Source organism: Amycolatopsis sp. cmx-4-61 (assembly GCF_046548775.1).
Classification (GTDB): Bacteria; Actinomycetota; Actinomycetes; order Mycobacteriales; family Pseudonocardiaceae; genus Amycolatopsis.
Map to the genome: position 1 here is coordinate 14,749 of NZ_JAEBEI010000039.1, position 17,667 is coordinate 32,415.

The following is a 17,667-nucleotide window of genomic DNA, read 5'->3' on the forward strand; positions in this document are numbered from 1 at the left end:
CTGGACTTACTTCCGCCGGGGGGCTTGGGTGAGCGCGGCGCGCGCGATCGGACTGGTGCTGGGCGTGGCGGCCGACGGCGCCCTCGGCGACCCCCGCCGCCGTCCCCCGGTGACGGCGTTCCGGCGTCTCCCGCCGCGCTCGGGCGTCCTCGCCGCGGCCGCGGCGGTGGCGGGCGGGGCGCTGCTCGAACGCGCGGGCCGGGGCCGCCCGCTGGTGCAAGCCTCGGCGACGGCGGTCACGACGTGGGCGGTCCTCGGCGCGGCCGGCCTGGCCCAGCAGGGCACCGAACTGGCCCGCGACCTGGAGGAGTGCCGCTTCGAGCCGGCGCGCACCACACTGTCCGAACTGGACCCCCGGGTGGCCGACGGCCTGGGCGCGATCGCGCTGTCCCGCGCCTCGGTCGAGACCCTGGCGGAGAACACTTCCGACGCGGTGGTGGCCCCGCTGGTGTGGGGCGCGGTGGCGGGCGTACCGGGCCTCCTGGGCGCGCGGGCGGTGAGCCTGCTGCGCCGGTCGCGGGTGGGCCGCCGCGGCCACTGGGCGGTGGACCGCGCCGACGAGCTGGTCCACCTGGTCCCGACCCGCGTGGCGGCGGCGTTGACCGTGCTGGCGGCCCCGGTGGTCGGCGGCTCGGCGGGCGGCGCGTGGCGCGCCTGGCGCCGCGACACGATCGCCCACCCGAGCCCCAACGCCGGCCGCGTGGAGGCGGCGTTCGCCGGCGCGCTCGAGATCCGCGTCGGCGGCCGCACGGTGTACCCGCACGGCGTGCTGGAACTCCCGGTACTGGGCGTCGGCCGCAACCCGGACGCGGGCCACGTGACGCGCGCGGTGGAACTGTCGCGCGTGGTCGGCTGGCTGGCGGGGGCGACCGCGGTGGTCCTCGCCGTGCTGATGGGCTTCCGGCGCCGCCGGCCGTAACCCTGCCGCGTATCGACGAGCGTAGGCAACGCTTCGCCGAAACCTGGGAGGAACTCTTGCGGTACAAGCACATGGCGGCCGGCGTGGTCGCCGCGAGCCTGCTCACCCTGGTCGTCACCGGAACCGCCGACGCCAGGAGCCGGCCCTGCGGCCCCACCTACAAGCAGGAGGGCTCCGGCAGCCTCGGCACACCCTTCACGCTGAAGTCCAAGCACGACGACGACGGCCCCGGCGGGTCGTTCGTCGTGGGGGAGGAGTTCGAGATCCACACCACCGTGGCCGGCCAGACCTGGACCATCACGTTCGCCGACAACGGCAAGGTCTTCTTCACCGGCGACGACGTCTCGACCACGGCCGGGATCCGCGAGCAGCACGCGACCGCCAACCAGCCGGGCGTCACGCAGCACATGACCGCGGACGCGCGGAACCACACCACCGGCGAGACCATCCACGGGTTCCTGGACGTGCTCCCCGTGCCGGCCTGCGGCGGCTGAGCCGGCTCCGCCGCGGCCGGGATCCCTCAGCCGCGGCGGAGCAGCTGCGCCCGGGCCTGCTCGTCCGACGGGCCGCCCCGCTCCGCCAGCCGGGCCCCGATGCGCGCCCGGTCCTCGGCCGTCCTGTTGCCGCCGAACTTGAACTTCGCCCGCACGCCGGTGATCGAGAACTCGATCCCGCGGATCCCCGGCAGCAGCCGCCGGTCCGGCGCGTCCCGGGCCGCGCTCACCGGCGCCCGCCCGCCGTCCGGCTCGAAGTGGCGCAGCTGCCTGTCCAGCAGCTCCGCCTTCGCCGCCGGGTCGTCGACCAACCGGACGTCGCCTTCGAGCTGCACCGTCGCGTAGTACGACGTCGGCACGCCGTACGCCGGGTCCTCGGCCGTGTTCCAGTCCGCGCGGATGTAGGTGTAGTCGCCGATCACCGTCAGCAGGGCCCGCGGGTGCTCCTCCAGGAGCGGCCAGATCGGGTTCGGCCGGGCCAGGTGCGTGACGATCGTGCGGTCGCCGTCGAACGCGAAGTGCGCCGGCGTCACCACGGGCAGGTCGCGGCCGGTCCCGCCGGCGATCAGCTGGCCGAAGTCGTGCCCGGCCAGCCAGGCGCGCCACTCGGAATCCGTCGCGGCGTCCCAGGGGTGGATCAGCATGGCCCGAGTATCACCGGCCGAAGTGGCCTCATCCCAGGGCCATTTCCGGCCTACTTCTGATGACCACTTTCGGCGAGCTCGTCCTCCGCCAGGATCTCGGCGACCGACTTCCGCCGCGCGGGCGCCGAGGACGCGTCCAGCGCGCCGCCCGGCTTCAGCTCGCGGATGGTGAAGTACAGCCAGCCGAGCAGGGCCATCGCCCCGAACGCGATCCACTGCAGCGCGTACGACAGGAACGGCCCGGAGTCCGTCTGCGGCAGCGGCAGCGCGCCGAGCACGCCGGGCTGGCCGACGTCCAGCTGGAAGTACCCCGGCCGGATGTCGAGGCCGCCCGCCCGCGCCACGACCCGCGAGTCGACGACGTAGCTCTGCAGGCGGCCGCCGGTCGAGGCGTCGGCGAACGCGTCGCGGTTCTTCGGGTCGGTTTCGTCCGCGCGCACCCGGGCCGTCACGGAAACGGTCCCCGCCGGCGGCGGCGCGAACGGCAGCGCGGCCGACTTGCTGTCCAGCCGGACGTAGCCGCGGTCGATCAGCACGATCGTGCCGTCGGTGGTCCGCATCGGCGTCAGCACTTCGAAGGCGCCTTCGCCCTGGACGGTCCGCAGCCGCGCGACGACTTCCTTGTCCGGCAGGTACTGGCCGGTGATCGTGACGAGGTGCCATTCGGTCCGCTGCCCGGGCACACTGCCCGGCGGGAGCAGCTGCGCCAGTGGCACCGGCGCCGCGGTGAACGACGTCTGCAGCGCGGCGTTCTGCTGCTCGCGCTCGGCGTTGCGGCTGAACTGCCACGGGGAGAGCAGCGTGAAGCAGCAGACGGCGAAGGTGAACACCACCGCCGTCAGTGCCAGCCACCCGGGCCGGAGCAGGAACCGCAACCGCACCCCTTCACGGTAGGCCGTACCCCGCCCGGGCCGCCCGCCGACCTCCGCCCGCTGTGACGGAGACCGGGCGAACCGGCCGGGCTCGGCGGTCGGGCCGCCCCTTGTCGGCGGGGTCCCGGTGCCGGAGAGCGGTTCGTGCTGCCGATCAGGCGTGCGCCCGGACCCAGTCCAGCAGCCCGAGCACCGCGCGCTCGATCATCCCGAGGACGTCTTCGAAGCCGTCGTCGCCGCCGTAGTACGGGTCGGGGACCTCGGCGCCCTCGGGGGCCGAAGGGTCGAACGACCGCAGCAGCCGCACCTTCGCCGGATCGCCGGCCCGCGCCCGCAGGAACTCGGCGTGCCCCTCGTCGGCGGCCAGCAGCAGATCGGCGGCGAGGTCCTCGTCCGACACTTCCGACGCGACGTGCGCGGTGGGGTAACCGTGCGCCTTGAGGGTGGCGCGGGCCCGCTTGTCGGCGGGTTCCCCGACGTGCCACGGCCCGGTGCCCGCGCTGCTCACGCGGACGGCATCCGCGAGCCCGGCGTCGTCGAGCCCGGCCCGGAAGACCAGTTCGGCCATCGGGGAGCGGCAGATGTTGCCGGAGCAGACGAAGACGATGTGCGTCACGCCCCGAGGGTAACCGGGGGACACCCGGCCAGGCTCGCTCGCCGCGTCCGAGGGTAACCGCGGGGTTCACCCGGTCACCCGCCCGCTCGGCGGTATCCGCGGCCCGCGGCACGCACCTAGCGTCGATCGGGCGAGGACGCGAACCGGAAGGAGAGCGATCATGCACGGGTGCTGCTCGAAGTGCACCGGACAGGGCTGCGGCTGCTGCGGCAACTGCAACTGATCCCACCCGGCGCCCGCGGCGGCGTGTTGCCGCCGGGGCGCCGCCCACCACCCGGCCGACGGAGAGGCGGGACGCCGGCCCGCGCGGCCCGTGCCAAAATCTCCCGATGCCCGCCATCTCCGAAGTCATCTCCGTGCTGGAGCGGGCCTACCCGCCCGCGCTCGCCGAGTCGTGGGACGCCGTCGGCCTGGTCTGCGGCGATCCCGCCGAGCCCGTGCGCCGGGTGCTGTTCTGCGTCGACCCCGTCGCCGAGACCGTCGACGAAGCCGTCGAGCTCGGCGCGCAGCTGATCGTCGCGCACCACCCGCTGCTGCTGCGCGGCGTGCACGGCGTGCCCGCCGACACCGCCAAGGGCGCGCTCGTGCACCGGATGATCCGCGAAGGCGTCGCCCTCTACTGCGCGCACACCAACGCCGACTCCGCCGACCCCGGCGTCTCCGACGCCCTCGCGGAGGCGATCGGGCTGCGCGTCACCGGCCCGCTGACCCCCAACGAAGACGGCGTCACCGGCATCGGCCGCATCGGCGAACTGGCCGAGCCCGAGCCCTTCGCGGCCTTCGTCCAGCGCGTCGCCGACGCCCTGCCCGCGACCGTGCCCGGCGTGCTCGGCGCCGGCGACGCGGACCGCCCGATCCGCACCGTCGCCGTGTCCGGCGGCGCCGGTGACTCCTACCTGGAGCGGGCCACCGCGGCCGGGGTCGACGCCTTCGTCACCGCCGACCTGCGGCATCACCCCGCCGGTGAGCACCTCGCGGGCCGCGGCCCGGTGCCCGCCCTGGTCGGGCTGACCCACTGGGCCAGCGAGTGGCCCTGGTGCGGGCAAGCCTCGGCGCTCGTGGCGCGGGCCTTTGCGGGTAACGTCGACGGGCACGTGTCCACGCGGTGCACCGACCCGTGGAACGTCCGCGCCGAGCGCACATCGATTTAGAGGAGCACCGTGAAGGCCGAACCCGCCGTGCAGCGCCAGTTGCTCGAGCTCGCCAAGGTGGACGCCGAGCTCTCGCGCACCGCGCACCGCCGCCGCACCCTGCCCGAGCTGGCCGAGATCGACGCGGGGGAGAAGACCGTCCGCGAGCGCCGCGACGCGCTCGTGTCCGTGGAGACCGCCGCCTCCGACCTCGACCGCGAGATCGCCCGGCAGGAGAAGGAGATCGAGTCGGTCCGCGCCCGCGAGGACCGCGACCGCAAGCTCCTGGCGTCCGGCTCGGTGAACTCGAAGCAGATGACCGACATCGAGCACGAGCTGCAGTCGCTGGAGCGGCGGCAGAGCGCGCTGGAGGACGACCTGCTGGAGCTGATGGAGCAGCGCGAGGCCCTCGGCCTGGACGCGCAGCGCACCGGCGCCGAGGTCGACAAGGCCGAGGCCGGGGTCGCCGCGGCGATCGCCCGCCGCGACGAGGCGTTCAAGGACCTCGACACCACCCGCGCACGCCGCGCCGAAGACCGCGAGAAGCTCGTGCCGCGCTTCCCGGAGCCGCTGCTCAAGCTGTACGAGCGCGTCCGCGAGCACAAGGGCATCGGCGCCGCGCTGCTGCGGGCCCGCCGCTGCGGCGCCTGCCAGCTGGAGCTCGACCGCAACACCGTCAACGAGATCAAGGCCGCACCGGAGGACGACGTCATCCAGTGCGAGAACTGCGGCGCGATCCTGGTCCGGACCCTGGAGTCGGGTCTGTGACCTCGCACGTCGTCATCGAGGCCGACGGCGGGTCCCGGGGCAACCCGGGCCCGGCGGGCTACGGCGCCGTGGTGAAGGACGCCGGGACCGGCGACGTCCTCGCCGAGCGCAAGGAAAGCCTCGGCGTGGTCACCAACAACGTCGCCGAGTACAACGGCCTGATCGCCGGCCTGGCCGCGGCCGCCGAACTGGGCGCGTCCACTGTGGACGTCCGGATGGACTCGAAGCTCGTGGTGGAGCAGATGTCCGGACGCTGGAAGATCAAGCACCCGGACATGCAGCCGCTGGCGGAGCGGGCCAAGGAGCTGGCCGCCGGCTTCACCCGGGTCAGGTACGAATGGATCCCGCGCGCGCAGAACTCGCACGCCGACCGCCTGGCCAACGAGGCCATGGACGCGGCGACCGGCAAGCCCGCCGCGGGCCGCCCCGGCCCGGCGGGCAGGACCGCGGCCGCCGCGAAGACCGGCGGCGCCACCGGCGCTGCCGCCGACCGGACCGGCGGCGCCACGGGCACTGCCTCCGGAGCCGCCACTACCGCCGACCGGACCGGTGGCGCCACCGGCACTGCCCCCGGGGGCGCCACCACCGCCGACCCGGCCGCCAAGCCGAAGCTCCCGACCCGGCAACCCGACCGCGCGACGGTGGCCTGGACCGGCGCGAAAGGCACCCCCACCCGGCTGCTCCTCCTCCGCCACGGCCAAACCGAGATGTCGGCCCTGCGCCGCTACTCCGGCCGCGGCGACGTCCCCCTGACCGAGCTCGGCCGCGCGCAGGCGGCCGCGGCGGCGAAGCGGCTGGCCGCGACCGAAGGCCTGGTCGTAGACGGTGCGGCCGTCCCGATCATCGCCTCGCCGCTCACCCGCACGAAGCAGACGGCGCAGGCCGTCGCCGACGCGCTCGGCGGCCGTGTCGAGACCCACCCCGGGCTCATCGAGACCGACTTCGGCGAGTGGGAAGGCCTGACGTTCGCCGAAGCCGCCGACCGCGACCCGGAACTGCACCGGTCCTGGCTGGGCGACAGCTCGGTGCCGCCGCCCGGCGGGGAGAGCTTCGACGTCGTCCACCGGCGTGTCCGCAAGGCCCGCGACGAGCTCATCGCCGAGCACGGCGGCCGGACGTTGGTGCTGGTCAGCCACGTGACGCCGATCAAGACCCTGCTCCGGATGGGCCTCGACGCCGGACCCCAGCTGCTGTTCCGGCTGCACCTCGATCTGGCGTCGCTGTCGATCGTCGAGTTCTACCCCGACGGGAACGCGTCGGTCCGGCTCGCCAACGACACCTCGCACCTCGTCTGACCGGGCACCGCGCCGAGGAGGAAATGTGGGGTGGATCACGCTCAACCCCGACGCGTGGCGGACCCCGGATGGGGTATTGGCTACAGTGTCTCGACCGCGTCGCCGCGGTGGCGGGCCGGCACGATCGGCCCACTCAGGGGGCGCCAGCTCGCGCGTATCCCACCGGCAGAAGCCTGCGGGCGGAACAGTGACGAGGACATGACGGCTAGCGCACTCACCGAGACCTCCCCGAGCGACGTCCCCGAGGACCCGGCCACCACCACGGCCACCCGCGGCTGGGGCGCGCGCCTGGCGCCGGTGCTGGCCGTGCTCGCCGGCGTCGCGGCCGTGGCCGTCCACGCCACCCGGTACGGCCACTGGATCGTCGACGACGCCGCCATCACCTTCTCCTACGCCCGCAGCTTCGCCGACGGCTTCGGCCCGGTGCTGCAGCCGGGCGCCCCGCCGGTCGAGGGCTTCTCCGACCCGACGTGGATGGTGCTGCTCGGCCTCGGCAAGCTCGTCGGCCTGTTCGACCACGGCACGCTCTTCGGCATCCCGGACTACGTGCTCTTCCCGAAGGCACTGGGCCTGCTGTTCACCGGCGGTGTCCTGACGGCCTGCCACATCGCCGCGAAGCAGGTCTTCACCCGGTTCGCGTGGCTCGCGACGCTGGTCGTCGGCCTGACTCTGGCGACGATCCCGTCGTACGTCATCTGGGTGGTCTCCGGCTTGGAGAACTCGCTCTTCGCGTTCGCGGTCGTCACCCTGGGCGTGACGCTGTTCGTCTCGGTCAAGCGGGACGTGCTGCTGACCCCGAAGGTCGCGCTCTGGGCGGGCGTCCTGGTGGCGTTCGCCGCGCTGACCCGCCCGGAAGGCCTGATCTACGCGGGTGCGTACCCGCTGGCCGCGCTGTTCCTGCTGCGCTCGGGGCTGTTCTGGAAGAGCTTCCGCCTGGCGCTGCTGTCGGTGGCCGCGTTCGCCGTGCCGTTCGGCGCGTACGTCGTCTGGCGGCACGCGGAGTTCGGGCGGCTGCTGGCGAACCCGTCGGTGGCGAAGCAGCAGGGGCTGCCCGGGTTCGACGCGGTGAAGCGGCCGTTCGAGCTGGTCGGCTACGCGGGCTGGACCGGCGTGGTCGTGCTGGTGTTGGTGGTCGGGTTCGCGCTGGTCAAGGCGCCGTGGCGGCGGTCGCTGGTCGCGCTGCTGGTGCCGCTGGGGCTGGGGATCGTCGCGTACGGCGTGATGGTCGCGGACTGGATGTACCAGCACCGGTTCGCCAGCCCGATCTGGCCGCTGGCGGTCATCGCGGGCACGCTGTCGGCCGGTGAGCTGCTGCGCCACCGGCGGGCGCTGCTGCGCGTCGGCGTGGTCGTGGTGCTGGTGGGCGCGTTCGTCCCGTCCGCGATCGGCTTCGCGGCGGCGGCGGACAAGTTCGCGAAGAACCCGAACATCACGGCGTGCCTGGTGGCCGACCGCTTCGGCCGCGGCTTCAACACCTACGCCGACATCCTCGGCCTGCAGAAGGCGTCGCTGCTGCTGCCCGACCTCGGTGGGTCCTCGATGACCAGCCGGCTCGAACTGGTCGACATGGCCGGCCTGGTCAACAAGCCGATCGCCGACCTGGTGCACGACAACGACCTGGCGGGCCTGCGCAACTACGTGTTCGACACGGTCAAGCCGACGTTCATCCACTCGTGGGGCCCGTGGGCGGCGGGCAACGGCATCGCGCTCGACCCGCGCCTCGACCGCGACTACGTGCTGATCTACAGCTCCCCGATCGAAGGCCTGCGCAACGGCGACTGGGTGCGGCGCGACGCCGTCACCGACCCGGCGAAGCTCAAGGCGGCCCAGGACTACGCGGCGAAGACGATCCCGGCGGTGGCCGCGGACCGCTTCGGCGGCCCGCTGGACGACTGCGGCCCGACGATGAAGCCGGGCCAGACGATCACGATGCCCAGCTGAGGCCGAGCCACAGCGCCAAGGTCGCGGCGGCGAGGCTCACCGGAGTCGTCAGCGCGCCCAGGACGTGGAACGTCTTGAACGAGGGTGGCTTCGGGAGCGTCCGGCGCCACAGCAGGGTCGCGAGCGAACCGAGGTAGCCGGCGTTCGGGCCGATGTTGACGCCGAGCAGCACGGCCAGCAGCACGCCCGGCGCCGGGTGCGGGCCCAGCACCGACAGCAGGATCAGCGTGGCCGGGAGGTTGTTGACCAGGTTGGCCAGCAGCGCCGCCACCCCGGCCGCGACCAGCAGGTCGAGCAGGCCCGTCGACGCCGGCAGGACCTCGCGCAGCACGCCGCCGAGGACGTGCTCCGACACCGCCTCCACCACGACCGCCAGGCCGAGCACGAACAGGCACAGCTGCGGCGCCGCCTCGGTGACCAGCTGCCACGGCCTGATCTTCCCCCGCGCGACCGCGCGCACGCCGAGGACGAGCGCGGCCAGCGCGGCGATCCAGACCGGCTCGACGTGCCCGAGCTGCCCCACCGCGAACCCGGCGAGCGTCAGGCCGAGGACGACGAGCGCGAAGGCCGGCGTCTCGAGGTGCTGCCGCGGCTCCGCCGTCTCCCGCGGCCGCAGGTCGGCCCGGAAGAAGCGCAGGAACACGAGCAGTTCGACGGCGATGGTGACCAGCCACGGCAACGCCATCAGCGCGGTGAAGCCGGCGAAGGTCAGCCCGGACGCGGCGAAGGCCAGGAGGTTGGTCAGGTTGGAGACCGGCAGCAGCGTGGACGCCGAGTTCGCGAGGTGCGCGCACGCGTAGACGTGCGGCCGCGCGGGGAGTTCGAGGCTGGTGGCGGTGGCGAGCACGACGGGCGTGAGCAGCACGACGGTGGCGTCGAGGCTGAGGATGGCGGTGACCCCGGCGGCCGCGGCGAAGGTGAGGACGAGCAGCCGCCGCGGACGGCCGTGACACGCTTCGGCGAGCCGGTTGCCGAGCCAGGCGAAGACGCCGTCGACACTGGCCAAAAAGGACAAAAGCAGGATCGCGGCCAGAAACCCCAGGGTGGGCAGGATTTCCACGGCCCGCTCCCCGGCGGCGGCGGGCGACACGAGCCCGAGGAGCAGCACGATCCCGGCAGCGGGAACGGCGGCGACGGCCTCGGGCCACCCCCGCGGCCGCACGATGGCGAAGACGAGCACACCGGCCAAGAGCACCAGACTGGCCGCGCCCGCGAGGAGATTCACGCGTTCACGCTAACTGCGGCCCGATTCTGCCGGTCCCCCCGGGTAGTGTGGAAGACGGGGGGCGCCCCGCGGGCGGGAGTCCGAAGTGGACTGCGAGAGCGTGGCCCGGGAGCTCGCGCCCCGACTTCGGCGGTCGGAGACCTGCTGCCTCGCGCCGAGTTCGGCGGGCCCTCGCCTGGGAGTTCGCGCCGAGTTGAGCGGTTATCGACTTGCACCTGGCGCCTCAGCCCGGCCGCCTCCGACCCCGCGAGCGCCACGGCCATCGCCCCGCAAGCGCCCAGCCGTCCCACGCCTCAACTCAGCTGCCACCCAGTGCGAGGTCAGCGGCCACCCCGTGCGAGCTCAGCGGTCCACCCGCTGCGAAGACTTCGCCAGCGCCCCACCCAGCTCCGCCCGCCCCGGGATCCCCAGCTTCCGGTACGCCCCGGACAAATGCAGCTCCACCGTCCGCCGCGTCAGGTGCAGGGCCGTCGCGATCTCCCGATTCGTCAGCCCCTGCGCCGCCATCACCGCGATGCGGTTCTCCTGGCGGGTCAGCCCGTGCTCGTTGTCCTTCGCCGGCGTCAGCGCCCGCCGCGCCGACCGCAGCTCCTCCGCCGCCCGGCGGGCCAGGGGGCGCGCGCCGCACTGCTCGCTCAGCTCCACCGCCTGCCGGAGCGTCTCGATCGCCTTCTCCGACTGGCCGTGGCGCGCCTGCAGCGTCCCCAGCTCCGTCAGCGCCGTCGCCAGCTGCAATCGGGACGGCGATGTCCGCAGGGTCGTGATCGCCTTCTGCAGCGCCCGCTCGGCTTCGTCGTCCTCGCGGACCAGGCCCAGCGTCGTCAGCGCCGTGCCCAGCGGCCGGGGTGCGCCCCAGCGGGCCGCGGCGTTGATGTCCTCCTCCGCCAGCCGGGCCGCGTCGTCGGCCTGGCCGAGGGCCAGCGCCGCCCGCGCCGCGTGCGCGCGCCACGGCACGAACCCCGGGAACCGCATGCCGTGGTGCGCCAACCGGCGGCCGCAGCTGAGCAGATCCTCGAAGCCGAAGCGCGTGTAGCCCGTCGCGACGCGCAGGCGGCCCCGCGCGTACAGCAGGTACGTGTGCGTGAACAGGCCCTGGCTGGCGACGAAGTCCATCCGGTCCAGCAGGGACGTCGCCGCCTCGAACCGGCCCAGGTCCACCCAGCACTCGACGAGCTTGGCCGCGCACAGCACGCCGACCGGGCACGTCGTCGTGCCGCCGCGCTCGTCGAACCGGCGCAGCAGCGATTCGAAGTGGACGCTCGCGCGCTGCAGGTCGCCGCTGGCCTGCAGCGCGATCCCGCGGGCCAGGGTCGGCAGCGCGCCGTGCGGCACGTGCACGTCCCACGGCTCGCGCTCGACGTCGAGGACCCGGCACAGCCGGTCGACGTGCGCCGGCTCGTCCGCGAGCACCGCCGTCGCCAGCGTGAAGAAGTAGTGCTGCTCGAACAGCTCGCCGTCGTCGCCGGTCACCGCCCGGGGGGTCCGGGTGGCGGAGCCCCCGGCCCGGGGCGAAGCCCCGGCGTCAGACAGTGCGTCCGCGAAGTGGCCGACGGCGTCCTGCGCCGATTCGCCGCTGCGGACGGCGTCCAGCGCCAGCAGCGCCGAGCGGCTCCGCTGGGCCGCCGGGTCGGTCAGCGGCGCCCACTGCTCCTCGAAGTCGCGGAACTCCGGCGGCGGGCCGAGCCGGCTGCCGGCCTCGGCGAGGTAGGTCATGCACAGCAGCGGCCACACGGCGTCCGGGCCGCCGGCGTCGAGCCGCGCCGCGATCTGGCCCGCCGCGCTGATCCCGAGCCGGGCGTCCTGGCCGCCGCAGAGCGACAGCAGCATCGCCGTGGCGATGTACGCGGCGGTCTCGCGGTTGCCCACCGTGTCGACGGCTTCCCGCACGCGTTTCGCCGCGGCGGGCGGGTCGAACTGGAACTCCGCGTGCGCCAGCTGCAGCAGCACCGCCATCCGGCGCCCGGACGTGAGCCGCTCCTCCAGCGCGCGCCGCAGGTGCCGGGCGGCCAGCTCGGGCCGCCCGGAGAACACGGCGTCGCGCGCGCTCAGCCGCAGCACGTCCACCGCCCACGGGATCCGGATCGACGTCGCTTCCAGCAGGTGGGCGGCCACGCGCTCGGGCGGCGCCCCCGCCTCGGTCAGCAGCTTCGCCGCCCGGGAGTGGTTGACCGCCCGCGTGGTCTGCGGCATGTCCTTGAGCAGCGAGTTGCGGACGAACGAGTAGGTCAGCGTCGGCTGGTCGCTGTTGTTCAGCACGTGCAGCCGCACGAGGGTGTCGATCGCCTGCAGCGCGTCGAGCTCGTCGACGCCGGCCAGCCGGGCCAGCAGGTCGAAGCCGGCGTCCTCGCCGAGGATCGCCGCCGCGTGCAGGATGGCCGGCGCGTGCGGGAACTCCTGCACGCGCGTGGTGAGCACCTGCCCGATCAGCGACGAGCCGAGCTCGTGCGGGTCCGCGCCGGGCAGCAGCCGCGGCCGCAGCGCCTGCAGCAGCACCGGGTTGCCGCCGGTCGCCTCGCGGCAGGCGGAGGCCAGCTCCCCGGGGGCGAGGCCGAGGATCTCCGCCGCGGCCGCGTCGCCGAGGCCGTTCAGCGTGGTCGTGACCGGCGTGCTCCCCACCATGTCCAGCAGCGCGACCTCGCGGTGCGGGGGATAGCCGACGACCGACGTCAGGACGAGCAGCACCGGCAGGTCGAGCACGCGGTTGCGGACGTAGGCCAGGCACCGCATGGACCAGGCGTCGGCCAGGTGGATGTTGTCGATGCCGAGGAAGAGCGGACCCCGCTCGGTGGCGTCGCGGACGATCCGGAAGAAGAGGTCGAGCGCTTCGCTCTCGCCCGCCACCCCGCACAGCTCGGTGACCGGCGGCCGCGGGGGCGCTCCCGGCTCCTCGAGCGCGTCGGCCAGCTGGCGGACGATCCCGCCGGACAGGTGGCTCTCCAGCCGCGACCCGGTGGCCATCGCGACGGTGAAGCCCGCGTCCGCGGCCAGCGCCGCCGCGGTTCGCAGGGTGGCGCTCTTGCCCATGCCGAACTCTCCGGCCAGCACGGCGCTCGCGGCCGTGCCGCCCAGCACGACCGGGAAGAGACCGGTCAGGCGGCCGAGCTCGGGCTCGCGGCCGGGGAGCCGCGGGGCGGGACGCTTCGGTACCGAAGCCCCGCTGCCGGGGTGCTCGGGATTTACTTCGGTATCCACCGTAAGGACTTTCATGTTGGGTTGGGGCAGACTACTGGAAACCGGCCGACCACGGGAGTGACCGCGGCCCGCGGCCGGGGCCGGCGACGACCTGACCAGGGGAGACGATGGACGCAGCGGATGCGAACCGGATCTTCCCCGTGGCCGGCCGGGCGCCGCAGAGGGTCAACGCGGCCACGCCCAGCGCGAGCAGCAGGAGCGGGCCGGCCGCCGGCCCCTGCAGCGCGGCCGGGCCGGCCGGCTTCCGGCGCCGGGCCGCCCCGTCGCCCGGGGGCAGGTAGCCCAGGCGCACCGCCTCCGCCAGCGCGCCGGCCACCGGGGTGAACCCGGCGACCCGGCTCCGGCAGCGGGCGCAGTCCCGCAGGTGGGCCTCGAACCCGTCCGGATCGTCGTGGACGCCGAGCCCGTAGGCCGCGGCGTCCCCCTTCCGGGCCCTCATCGGATCGTCACTTCCCCGAGTGCCTTCCGCAATTGCCGCATCGCCGTGTACAACCGCGATTTGACGGTTCCCTCGGGAATTCCGAGAATTTCCGCGGCCTGTCGAACCGTGTTTCCGGCAAGGTACGTCTCGTAGATGACGGACTGGTATTTCGCGTCCAGTTCCCGCAATGCCCGCGTAATCGTTAGCGCGGCTAACGAGCTGTCCGTGCGGTCTGTGGACTCGGCGTTTTCCGGGATCTCCAGGGCGACCTCCTGCGGGCGGACGCGGCGATTCCTCCAGCCGTCGATGACGATCCGCCGGGCCACCGTGAGCAGCCATCCGCGCAGCATTCCGGGCTCGCGTTCGAGCGTGTCGGAGTGCTGCCAGGCGCGGATCATGGTCTCCTGCACGACGTCCTCGGTCCACTGCCGGTCGTGGTTGGTCAGGGCCAGGACCTGCGCAAACAGGGTCGCGCGGAAGTCCTTGTAGAGCAACGGGACGAGGTCGTCGTTCGCGGCGGAGCCGGGGTCGACCGCCGTGGCGGACGAGGCGTAGCCGACGCGGCCGCGGCTTTCTCTTCCCAGCTCTTCCATAAAGCTCGCAACCTCACCTGACTGGCGGACCGTGGGGTCATCGGAGCGTAGCGCAAAAACACTTAATAGGCCATATGCATTAGTTTCCGGACTCAATTCGACGCAGCATCGACGACGGCCGGTTGACAATGCGTCTTGTGATACACGTCACAGGTAACCAAAGGGTGAAGCCGAGAACCGGATCGCCCCTTCTCGCCGTAACAGGAGGTGAGGACTCCTCTGCGAAGGGACAACGGGGATGCCGCTCCGATTCGTGGCGTTGCTGGCCGCCGCGACCGCGCTCGTGCTGGGCTGTGCCGTGCCGGCCGCGGCCGGGGAACTGCAGCAGGCCGACCGCGTCCTGCTGACCCGGCTCAAGCAGCACACGCTGTGGGCCGTGCCGTCGAGCAGGCTCGCCGCCGAGCGGGCCACCAACCGGCGCGTGCGCGCCGTCGCCGGCCGCATCGCCGACGACCAGGCCCGCCTCGAGGTCGCCCTGCGCGCGGTCGCGGACCGGCTCGCCGTCACCCTGCCGGGGGAGCCCACCGCCCAGGAGCGCTCCTGGGCGGACGAGATCGCCGCCGACTCCGGCGACGCGTTCGACCGCGCCTACGTCAACCGCCTCCGCGCCGAGTACGGCACCCTCTTCGGCCTCGCCTCCGACGTCCGCGCGGGCACCCGCGACGACGACGTCCGCGCGTTCGCCCAGACCGCCGTCGACACCTCCCTCGGGCACCTGACGCTGCTCGAGAGCACCGGGCTCGCCGAGACCACGTCCCTGCTCGTCTCCGCCACCGAGGACGACACCCTCGGCGGCGGCGCCATCGCACTCGGCGCCGTTCTCGTGGCCCTCGCCGCCGTCGCCACGTTCGGCCTGCTCCGCCTGCTCGGAACCCCCGGCAGGCCCGCGCCGCGCACCCGGAGGTAAGCCGCCCCATGTCCCCTTTCGCCGCGCTGGTCCCGGTGTCGCCGCACGACACCGGGGTCGCCGAGGCGGCCGCGCTGTCCGGCCGCCTCACCTACCTCTGCATGTGCCTGACGCTGTGCTGGGGCGTCCTGGCCGCCACCGGCTGGGTCCGCCGGTTCAGCGGCCAGGACGCGATCCGCACCGGGCACGCCGCGCTTGCCGCGGTCACCCTCGCCACCGGCACCCTGCACGGGCTGACTTTCCTCTTCCTCGAGGACGACCCCTTCGGCGTCGCGGACCTGCTCCTCCCCTTCTACGACGGCACCCCGCGGCACGCCCTCGGCATCGCCGGCCTGGAGCTCGTGATCGCCGTGTCGGTGACCGCGGGCCTGCGCCGCGGCGCCCGCGAAGGCCGCTGGCTGCGGTTCCACCAGGCCGGCTACCTCGCCATCGGCCTGCTCGCCGTGCACGCGTGGCTCGGTGCCATCGCGAGCGGGCACCTCGCCGTCGTCTGGCTCGCCGGCATCACGCTGCTCGTCCCGCCGGTGCTGCTGTCGGCCCTGCGCGTGCTGCCCGCGGCGGTGCTGGCTCGCGCCGGGCTGGTGGCACCGCCGCCCGCCGGGGCCGAGCCGGCACCGGCCACCGTGCGCGTCGACGTCGACAGCGAGCGCTGCCACGCCTACGGGGTCTGCCAGTCCGAGGCGCCCCAGGTGTTCCGGCTCGGCCCGGACGGGCAGCTCGCGTACGAGAAGCGCCCGGGTGCCCAGCTGGTGCCCGACGTCCAGGCCGCCGCCCGCGCCTGCCCCATGCGAGCCATCCACCTGTTGGGAGCCACCCGATGAGCGAACGCATCGTCATCGCCGGAGCCGGCCTCGCCGGCCTGCGCGCGGCCGAACGGCTGCGCGAACTCGGGTTCGACGGCGAAGTCGTCGTCCTCGGCGCCGAACCCGACATCGCCTACCACCGGCCGGCGCTGTCCAAGCAGCTGCTCACCGGCGCGGTCAGCCGCGCCGACACGCTGCTCGCCGACCCCCTCGAGGTCGACGCCGAATGGCGCTTCGACACGCCGGTCACCGCGCTCTCGCCGAACCGGCAGGTCGTCCACCTCCGCGACGAAGAGCTGCACTACGACGGCCTGATCATCGCGACCGGCGTCGAACCGCGCCGGATGCCGGGCGCGCCGCACGGCCACCCGCGCGTGGTCGTCGTCCGCACGCTCGCCGACACGATCGCCCTCAAGCGCGCCCTCGCCACGAACCCCGGCCCGGTCGCCGTCATCGGGGACGGCTTCATCGGCTGCGAAGTCGCCTCCAGCCTGCGGGAGATGAACCGGGAGGTCATCCTGTTCGGCCGCGCGAGGTCCCTGCTGGCCGACGTCCTCGGGCCCGACATCGGCGACTGGCTCACGGCGCTGCACACCGCCCGCGGCGTCCGCCTGGAGCTCGGTACCACGATCCGCCGCTGGCGGCCGGCACCCACGCACGTCGGCCTCGAGTTCGCCGACGGGCGCGCCGCCGAGGTCGCCTGCGTCGTCGTCGCCGTGGGCAGCGTCCCGGCCGTGTCGTGGCTGCGCGGGGCCAAGCTGCCGCTGGACGACGGCGTCGTCTGCGCGCCGACCTGCCACGTGGTCGGCTCGTCGACGATCGTCGCGGCCGGCGACGTCGCCCGCTGGCCCAACCTCCGCTTCGACCCCACCCCGCACCGGGAGGAGCACTGGCTCAACGCCGTCGAGATGAGCCGCGCCGCCGCCGAGAACCTGCTCACCGGCCCCCAGGGGTCCCGGGCCTACACGCCGGTGCCGCGTTACTGGTCCGAGCAGCACGGCGTCCGGATCCAGGTCGCCGGACGGCCGTCCCTCGCGACGGACACGGTGTTGCTGGAATCGCCCGTCCCGGGCACCCGGCCCATCACCGGCTTCGTCCGCCACGGCCGGCTCGTCGGCCTGATCGGCCTCGACAGCCCCGCCGCCGTCCTGCACTGGACCGCCGAGCTGGCCCGCCAGCACCCGGCGCCCGCCGAGCCGCCGCCCGAAGCCCGGCCCCGCCACCACACCGGGGCGGTGGCCGGTCACTGAGCTACGATCCAGCCGGCGGACGAGCTGGCAGGGCGGTCGCGAGCCGGGGCGACCCGGCTCGAGGAAAGTCCGGACTCCGCAGGGCAGGGTGGTTGCTAACGGCAACCCGGGGTGACCCGCGGGAAAGTGCCACAGAAAACAGACCGCCCCCGGCTGTGCTTCGGCCGGCCGGGGGTAAGGGTGAAACGGTGGTGTAAGAGACCACCAGCGTCCCGGGCGACCGGGACGGCTAGGTAAACCCCACCCGGAGCAAGGCCAAGAGGGAGCCCCCGGGCTCCTGCGCAGGCGTTCGAGGACGGCCCGTCCGAGCCTGCGGGTAGGCCGCTGGAGCCTGCCGGCGACGGCAGGCCGAGATGGATGGCCGCCGCCCCGCGAGCCGCAAGGCGACCGGGGAACAGGATCCGGCTTACATGCCAGCTCGTCCGCCTCCACCCGACCCGCGCCCGCCGGATAACGCGTGATCAGAGGGTCGACACACGTGATCAGGAGGTCGACACGCGTGACTGAAGGGTCGACACGGCGGAACCGGCAGCCCGGAGCCGTGTCGACCCCTCAATCACGCGTGTCGACCCCTTAATCACGCGTGTCGACCCCTCA

The 17,667-nt window shown here is 73.9% G+C and carries 16 protein-coding genes and 1 other RNA gene; 10 read left to right on the forward strand and 7 right to left on the reverse strand.

The annotated features are described in order from the left end of the window. Positions 1–28 precede the first annotated feature (28 nt). Together ACLJOU_RS46280 and ACLJOU_RS46285 are read left to right on the forward strand one after the other, a co-directional pair. Positions 29–919, forward strand: a complete 891-nt coding sequence (locus tag ACLJOU_RS46280; protein ID WP_410575669.1) for a cobalamin biosynthesis protein — start codon at positions 29–31, stop codon at positions 917–919. Positions 920–975: 56 nt separating this feature from the next. After that, on the forward strand, positions 976–1,413 hold the full coding sequence (locus ACLJOU_RS46285) for a hypothetical protein (RefSeq protein WP_410575670.1): 438 nt from the start codon (positions 976–978) through the stop codon (positions 1,411–1,413). Between the two features lie 26 nt (positions 1,414–1,439). Here ACLJOU_RS46285 and ACLJOU_RS46290 read toward each other — a convergent pair whose 3' ends face one another. The 3 genes from ACLJOU_RS46290 to ACLJOU_RS46300 all read right to left on the reverse strand — a co-directional run bounded on the left by ACLJOU_RS46290 (position 1,440) and on the right by ACLJOU_RS46300 (position 3,545). Further along, positions 1,440–2,057 carry an FMN-binding negative transcriptional regulator gene (locus ACLJOU_RS46290; protein ID WP_410575671.1) on the reverse strand — a complete coding sequence of 206 codons (618 nt, stop codon included), beginning with the start codon at positions 2,055–2,057 and terminating at the stop codon, positions 1,440–1,442. Between the two features lie 50 nt (positions 2,058–2,107). Further along, positions 2,108–2,938: an SURF1 family protein gene (locus ACLJOU_RS46295; protein ID WP_410575672.1), complete on the reverse strand. Its 831-nt coding sequence runs from the start codon at positions 2,936–2,938 to the stop codon at positions 2,108–2,110. A 145-nt stretch (positions 2,939–3,083) separates the two neighbouring features. Next, the gene (locus tag ACLJOU_RS46300; protein WP_410575673.1) at positions 3,084–3,545 is read right to left on the reverse strand and encodes a low molecular weight protein-tyrosine-phosphatase; all 462 of its coding nucleotides are present in this window, start codon (positions 3,543–3,545) and stop codon (positions 3,084–3,086) included. Positions 3,546–3,874: 329 nt separating this feature from the next. Between ACLJOU_RS46300 and ACLJOU_RS46305 the strand changes: the two genes are divergently transcribed. The 4 genes from ACLJOU_RS46305 to ACLJOU_RS46320 all read left to right on the forward strand — a co-directional run bounded on the left by ACLJOU_RS46305 (position 3,875) and on the right by ACLJOU_RS46320 (position 8,679). Continuing rightward, positions 3,875–4,696: a Nif3-like dinuclear metal center hexameric protein gene (locus tag ACLJOU_RS46305; protein ID WP_410575674.1), complete on the forward strand. Its 822-nt coding sequence runs from the start codon at positions 3,875–3,877 to the stop codon at positions 4,694–4,696. A gap of 9 nt (positions 4,697–4,705) precedes the next feature. Continuing rightward, a complete protein-coding gene (locus ACLJOU_RS46310) occupies positions 4,706–5,443 on the forward strand; it encodes a zinc ribbon domain-containing protein (RefSeq protein ID WP_410575675.1) in 738 nt (245 codons plus the stop codon). Next, positions 5,440–6,738 (forward strand): bifunctional RNase H/acid phosphatase, encoded by a 1,299-nt coding sequence (locus ACLJOU_RS46315; protein ID WP_410575676.1) that lies wholly within the window; start codon positions 5,440–5,442, stop codon positions 6,736–6,738. The genes ACLJOU_RS46310 and ACLJOU_RS46315 overlap by 4 nt, the downstream gene beginning before the upstream one ends. 198 nt (positions 6,739–6,936) lie before the next feature. Then, positions 6,937–8,679, forward strand: a complete 1,743-nt coding sequence (locus ACLJOU_RS46320; RefSeq protein WP_410575677.1) for a hypothetical protein — start codon at positions 6,937–6,939, stop codon at positions 8,677–8,679. On the opposite strand, the gene ACLJOU_RS46325 is transcribed toward ACLJOU_RS46320, so the two are convergent. The 4 genes from ACLJOU_RS46325 to ACLJOU_RS46340 all read right to left on the reverse strand — a co-directional run bounded on the left by ACLJOU_RS46325 (position 8,663) and on the right by ACLJOU_RS46340 (position 14,110). Beyond that, a complete protein-coding gene (locus ACLJOU_RS46325) occupies positions 8,663–9,904 on the reverse strand; it encodes an SLC13 family permease (protein ID WP_410575678.1) in 1,242 nt (413 codons plus the stop codon). The genes ACLJOU_RS46320 and ACLJOU_RS46325 overlap by 17 nt on opposite strands. A 342-nt stretch (positions 9,905–10,246) precedes the next feature. Continuing rightward, positions 10,247–13,096: an AAA family ATPase gene (locus ACLJOU_RS46330; RefSeq protein ID WP_410575679.1), complete on the reverse strand. Its 2,850-nt coding sequence runs from the start codon at positions 13,094–13,096 to the stop codon at positions 10,247–10,249. Between the two features lie 31 nt (positions 13,097–13,127). Further along, positions 13,128–13,535, reverse strand: a complete 408-nt coding sequence (locus tag ACLJOU_RS46335; protein ID WP_410575680.1) for a hypothetical protein — start codon at positions 13,533–13,535, stop codon at positions 13,128–13,130. Further along, on the reverse strand, positions 13,532–14,110 hold the full coding sequence (locus ACLJOU_RS46340) for a sigma-70 family RNA polymerase sigma factor (RefSeq protein ID WP_410575681.1): 579 nt from the start codon (positions 14,108–14,110) through the stop codon (positions 13,532–13,534). The genes ACLJOU_RS46335 and ACLJOU_RS46340 overlap by 4 nt, the downstream gene beginning before the upstream one ends. Positions 14,111–14,348: 238 nt before the next feature. Between ACLJOU_RS46340 and ACLJOU_RS46345 the strand changes: the two genes are divergently transcribed. From ACLJOU_RS46345 to rnpB, 4 genes are all read left to right on the forward strand, one after another. Then, positions 14,349–15,017 (forward strand): DUF4142 domain-containing protein, encoded by a 669-nt coding sequence (locus ACLJOU_RS46345; protein ID WP_410575682.1) that lies wholly within the window; start codon positions 14,349–14,351, stop codon positions 15,015–15,017. 8 nt (positions 15,018–15,025) lie between these two features. Continuing rightward, entirely contained in the window at positions 15,026–15,838 is an 813-nt protein-coding gene (locus ACLJOU_RS46350; protein WP_410575683.1) for a ferredoxin, read from the forward strand. Beyond that, positions 15,835–17,070 carry an NAD(P)/FAD-dependent oxidoreductase gene (locus tag ACLJOU_RS46355; RefSeq protein ID WP_410575684.1) on the forward strand — a complete coding sequence of 412 codons (1,236 nt, stop codon included), beginning with the start codon at positions 15,835–15,837 and terminating at the stop codon, positions 17,068–17,070. Before ACLJOU_RS46350 ends, ACLJOU_RS46355 begins: the two co-directional genes overlap by 4 nt. Positions 17,071–17,090: 20 nt before the next feature. After that, an RNA gene (gene rnpB, locus ACLJOU_RS46360) (RNase P RNA component class A) lies at positions 17,091–17,495 on the forward strand. The last annotated feature ends 172 nt before the right edge of the window (positions 17,496–17,667 follow it).

Bases quoted from the DNA above. Each gene is read 5' to 3' on its own strand.
- ACLJOU_RS46290 (WP_410575671.1), bottom strand. From the start codon at position 2,057: ATGCTGATCCACCCCTGGGACGCCGCGACGGATTCCGAGTGGCGCGCC.
- ACLJOU_RS46305 (WP_410575674.1), top strand. From the start codon at position 3,875: ATGCCCGCCATCTCCGAAGTCATCTCCGTGCTGGAGCGGGCCTACCCG.
- ACLJOU_RS46320 (WP_410575677.1), top strand. From the start codon at position 6,937: ATGACGGCTAGCGCACTCACCGAGACCTCCCCGAGCGACGTCCCCGAG.
- ACLJOU_RS46335 (WP_410575680.1), bottom strand. From the start codon at position 13,535: ATGAGGGCCCGGAAGGGGGACGCCGCGGCCTACGGGCTCGGCGTCCAC.
- ACLJOU_RS46340 (WP_410575681.1), bottom strand. From the start codon at position 14,110: ATGGAAGAGCTGGGAAGAGAAAGCCGCGGCCGCGTCGGCTACGCCTCG.
- ACLJOU_RS46345 (WP_410575682.1), top strand. From the start codon at position 14,349: ATGCCGCTCCGATTCGTGGCGTTGCTGGCCGCCGCGACCGCGCTCGTG.
- ACLJOU_RS46350 (WP_410575683.1), top strand. From the start codon at position 15,026: ATGTCCCCTTTCGCCGCGCTGGTCCCGGTGTCGCCGCACGACACCGGG.
- ACLJOU_RS46355 (WP_410575684.1), top strand. From the start codon at position 15,835: ATGAGCGAACGCATCGTCATCGCCGGAGCCGGCCTCGCCGGCCTGCGC.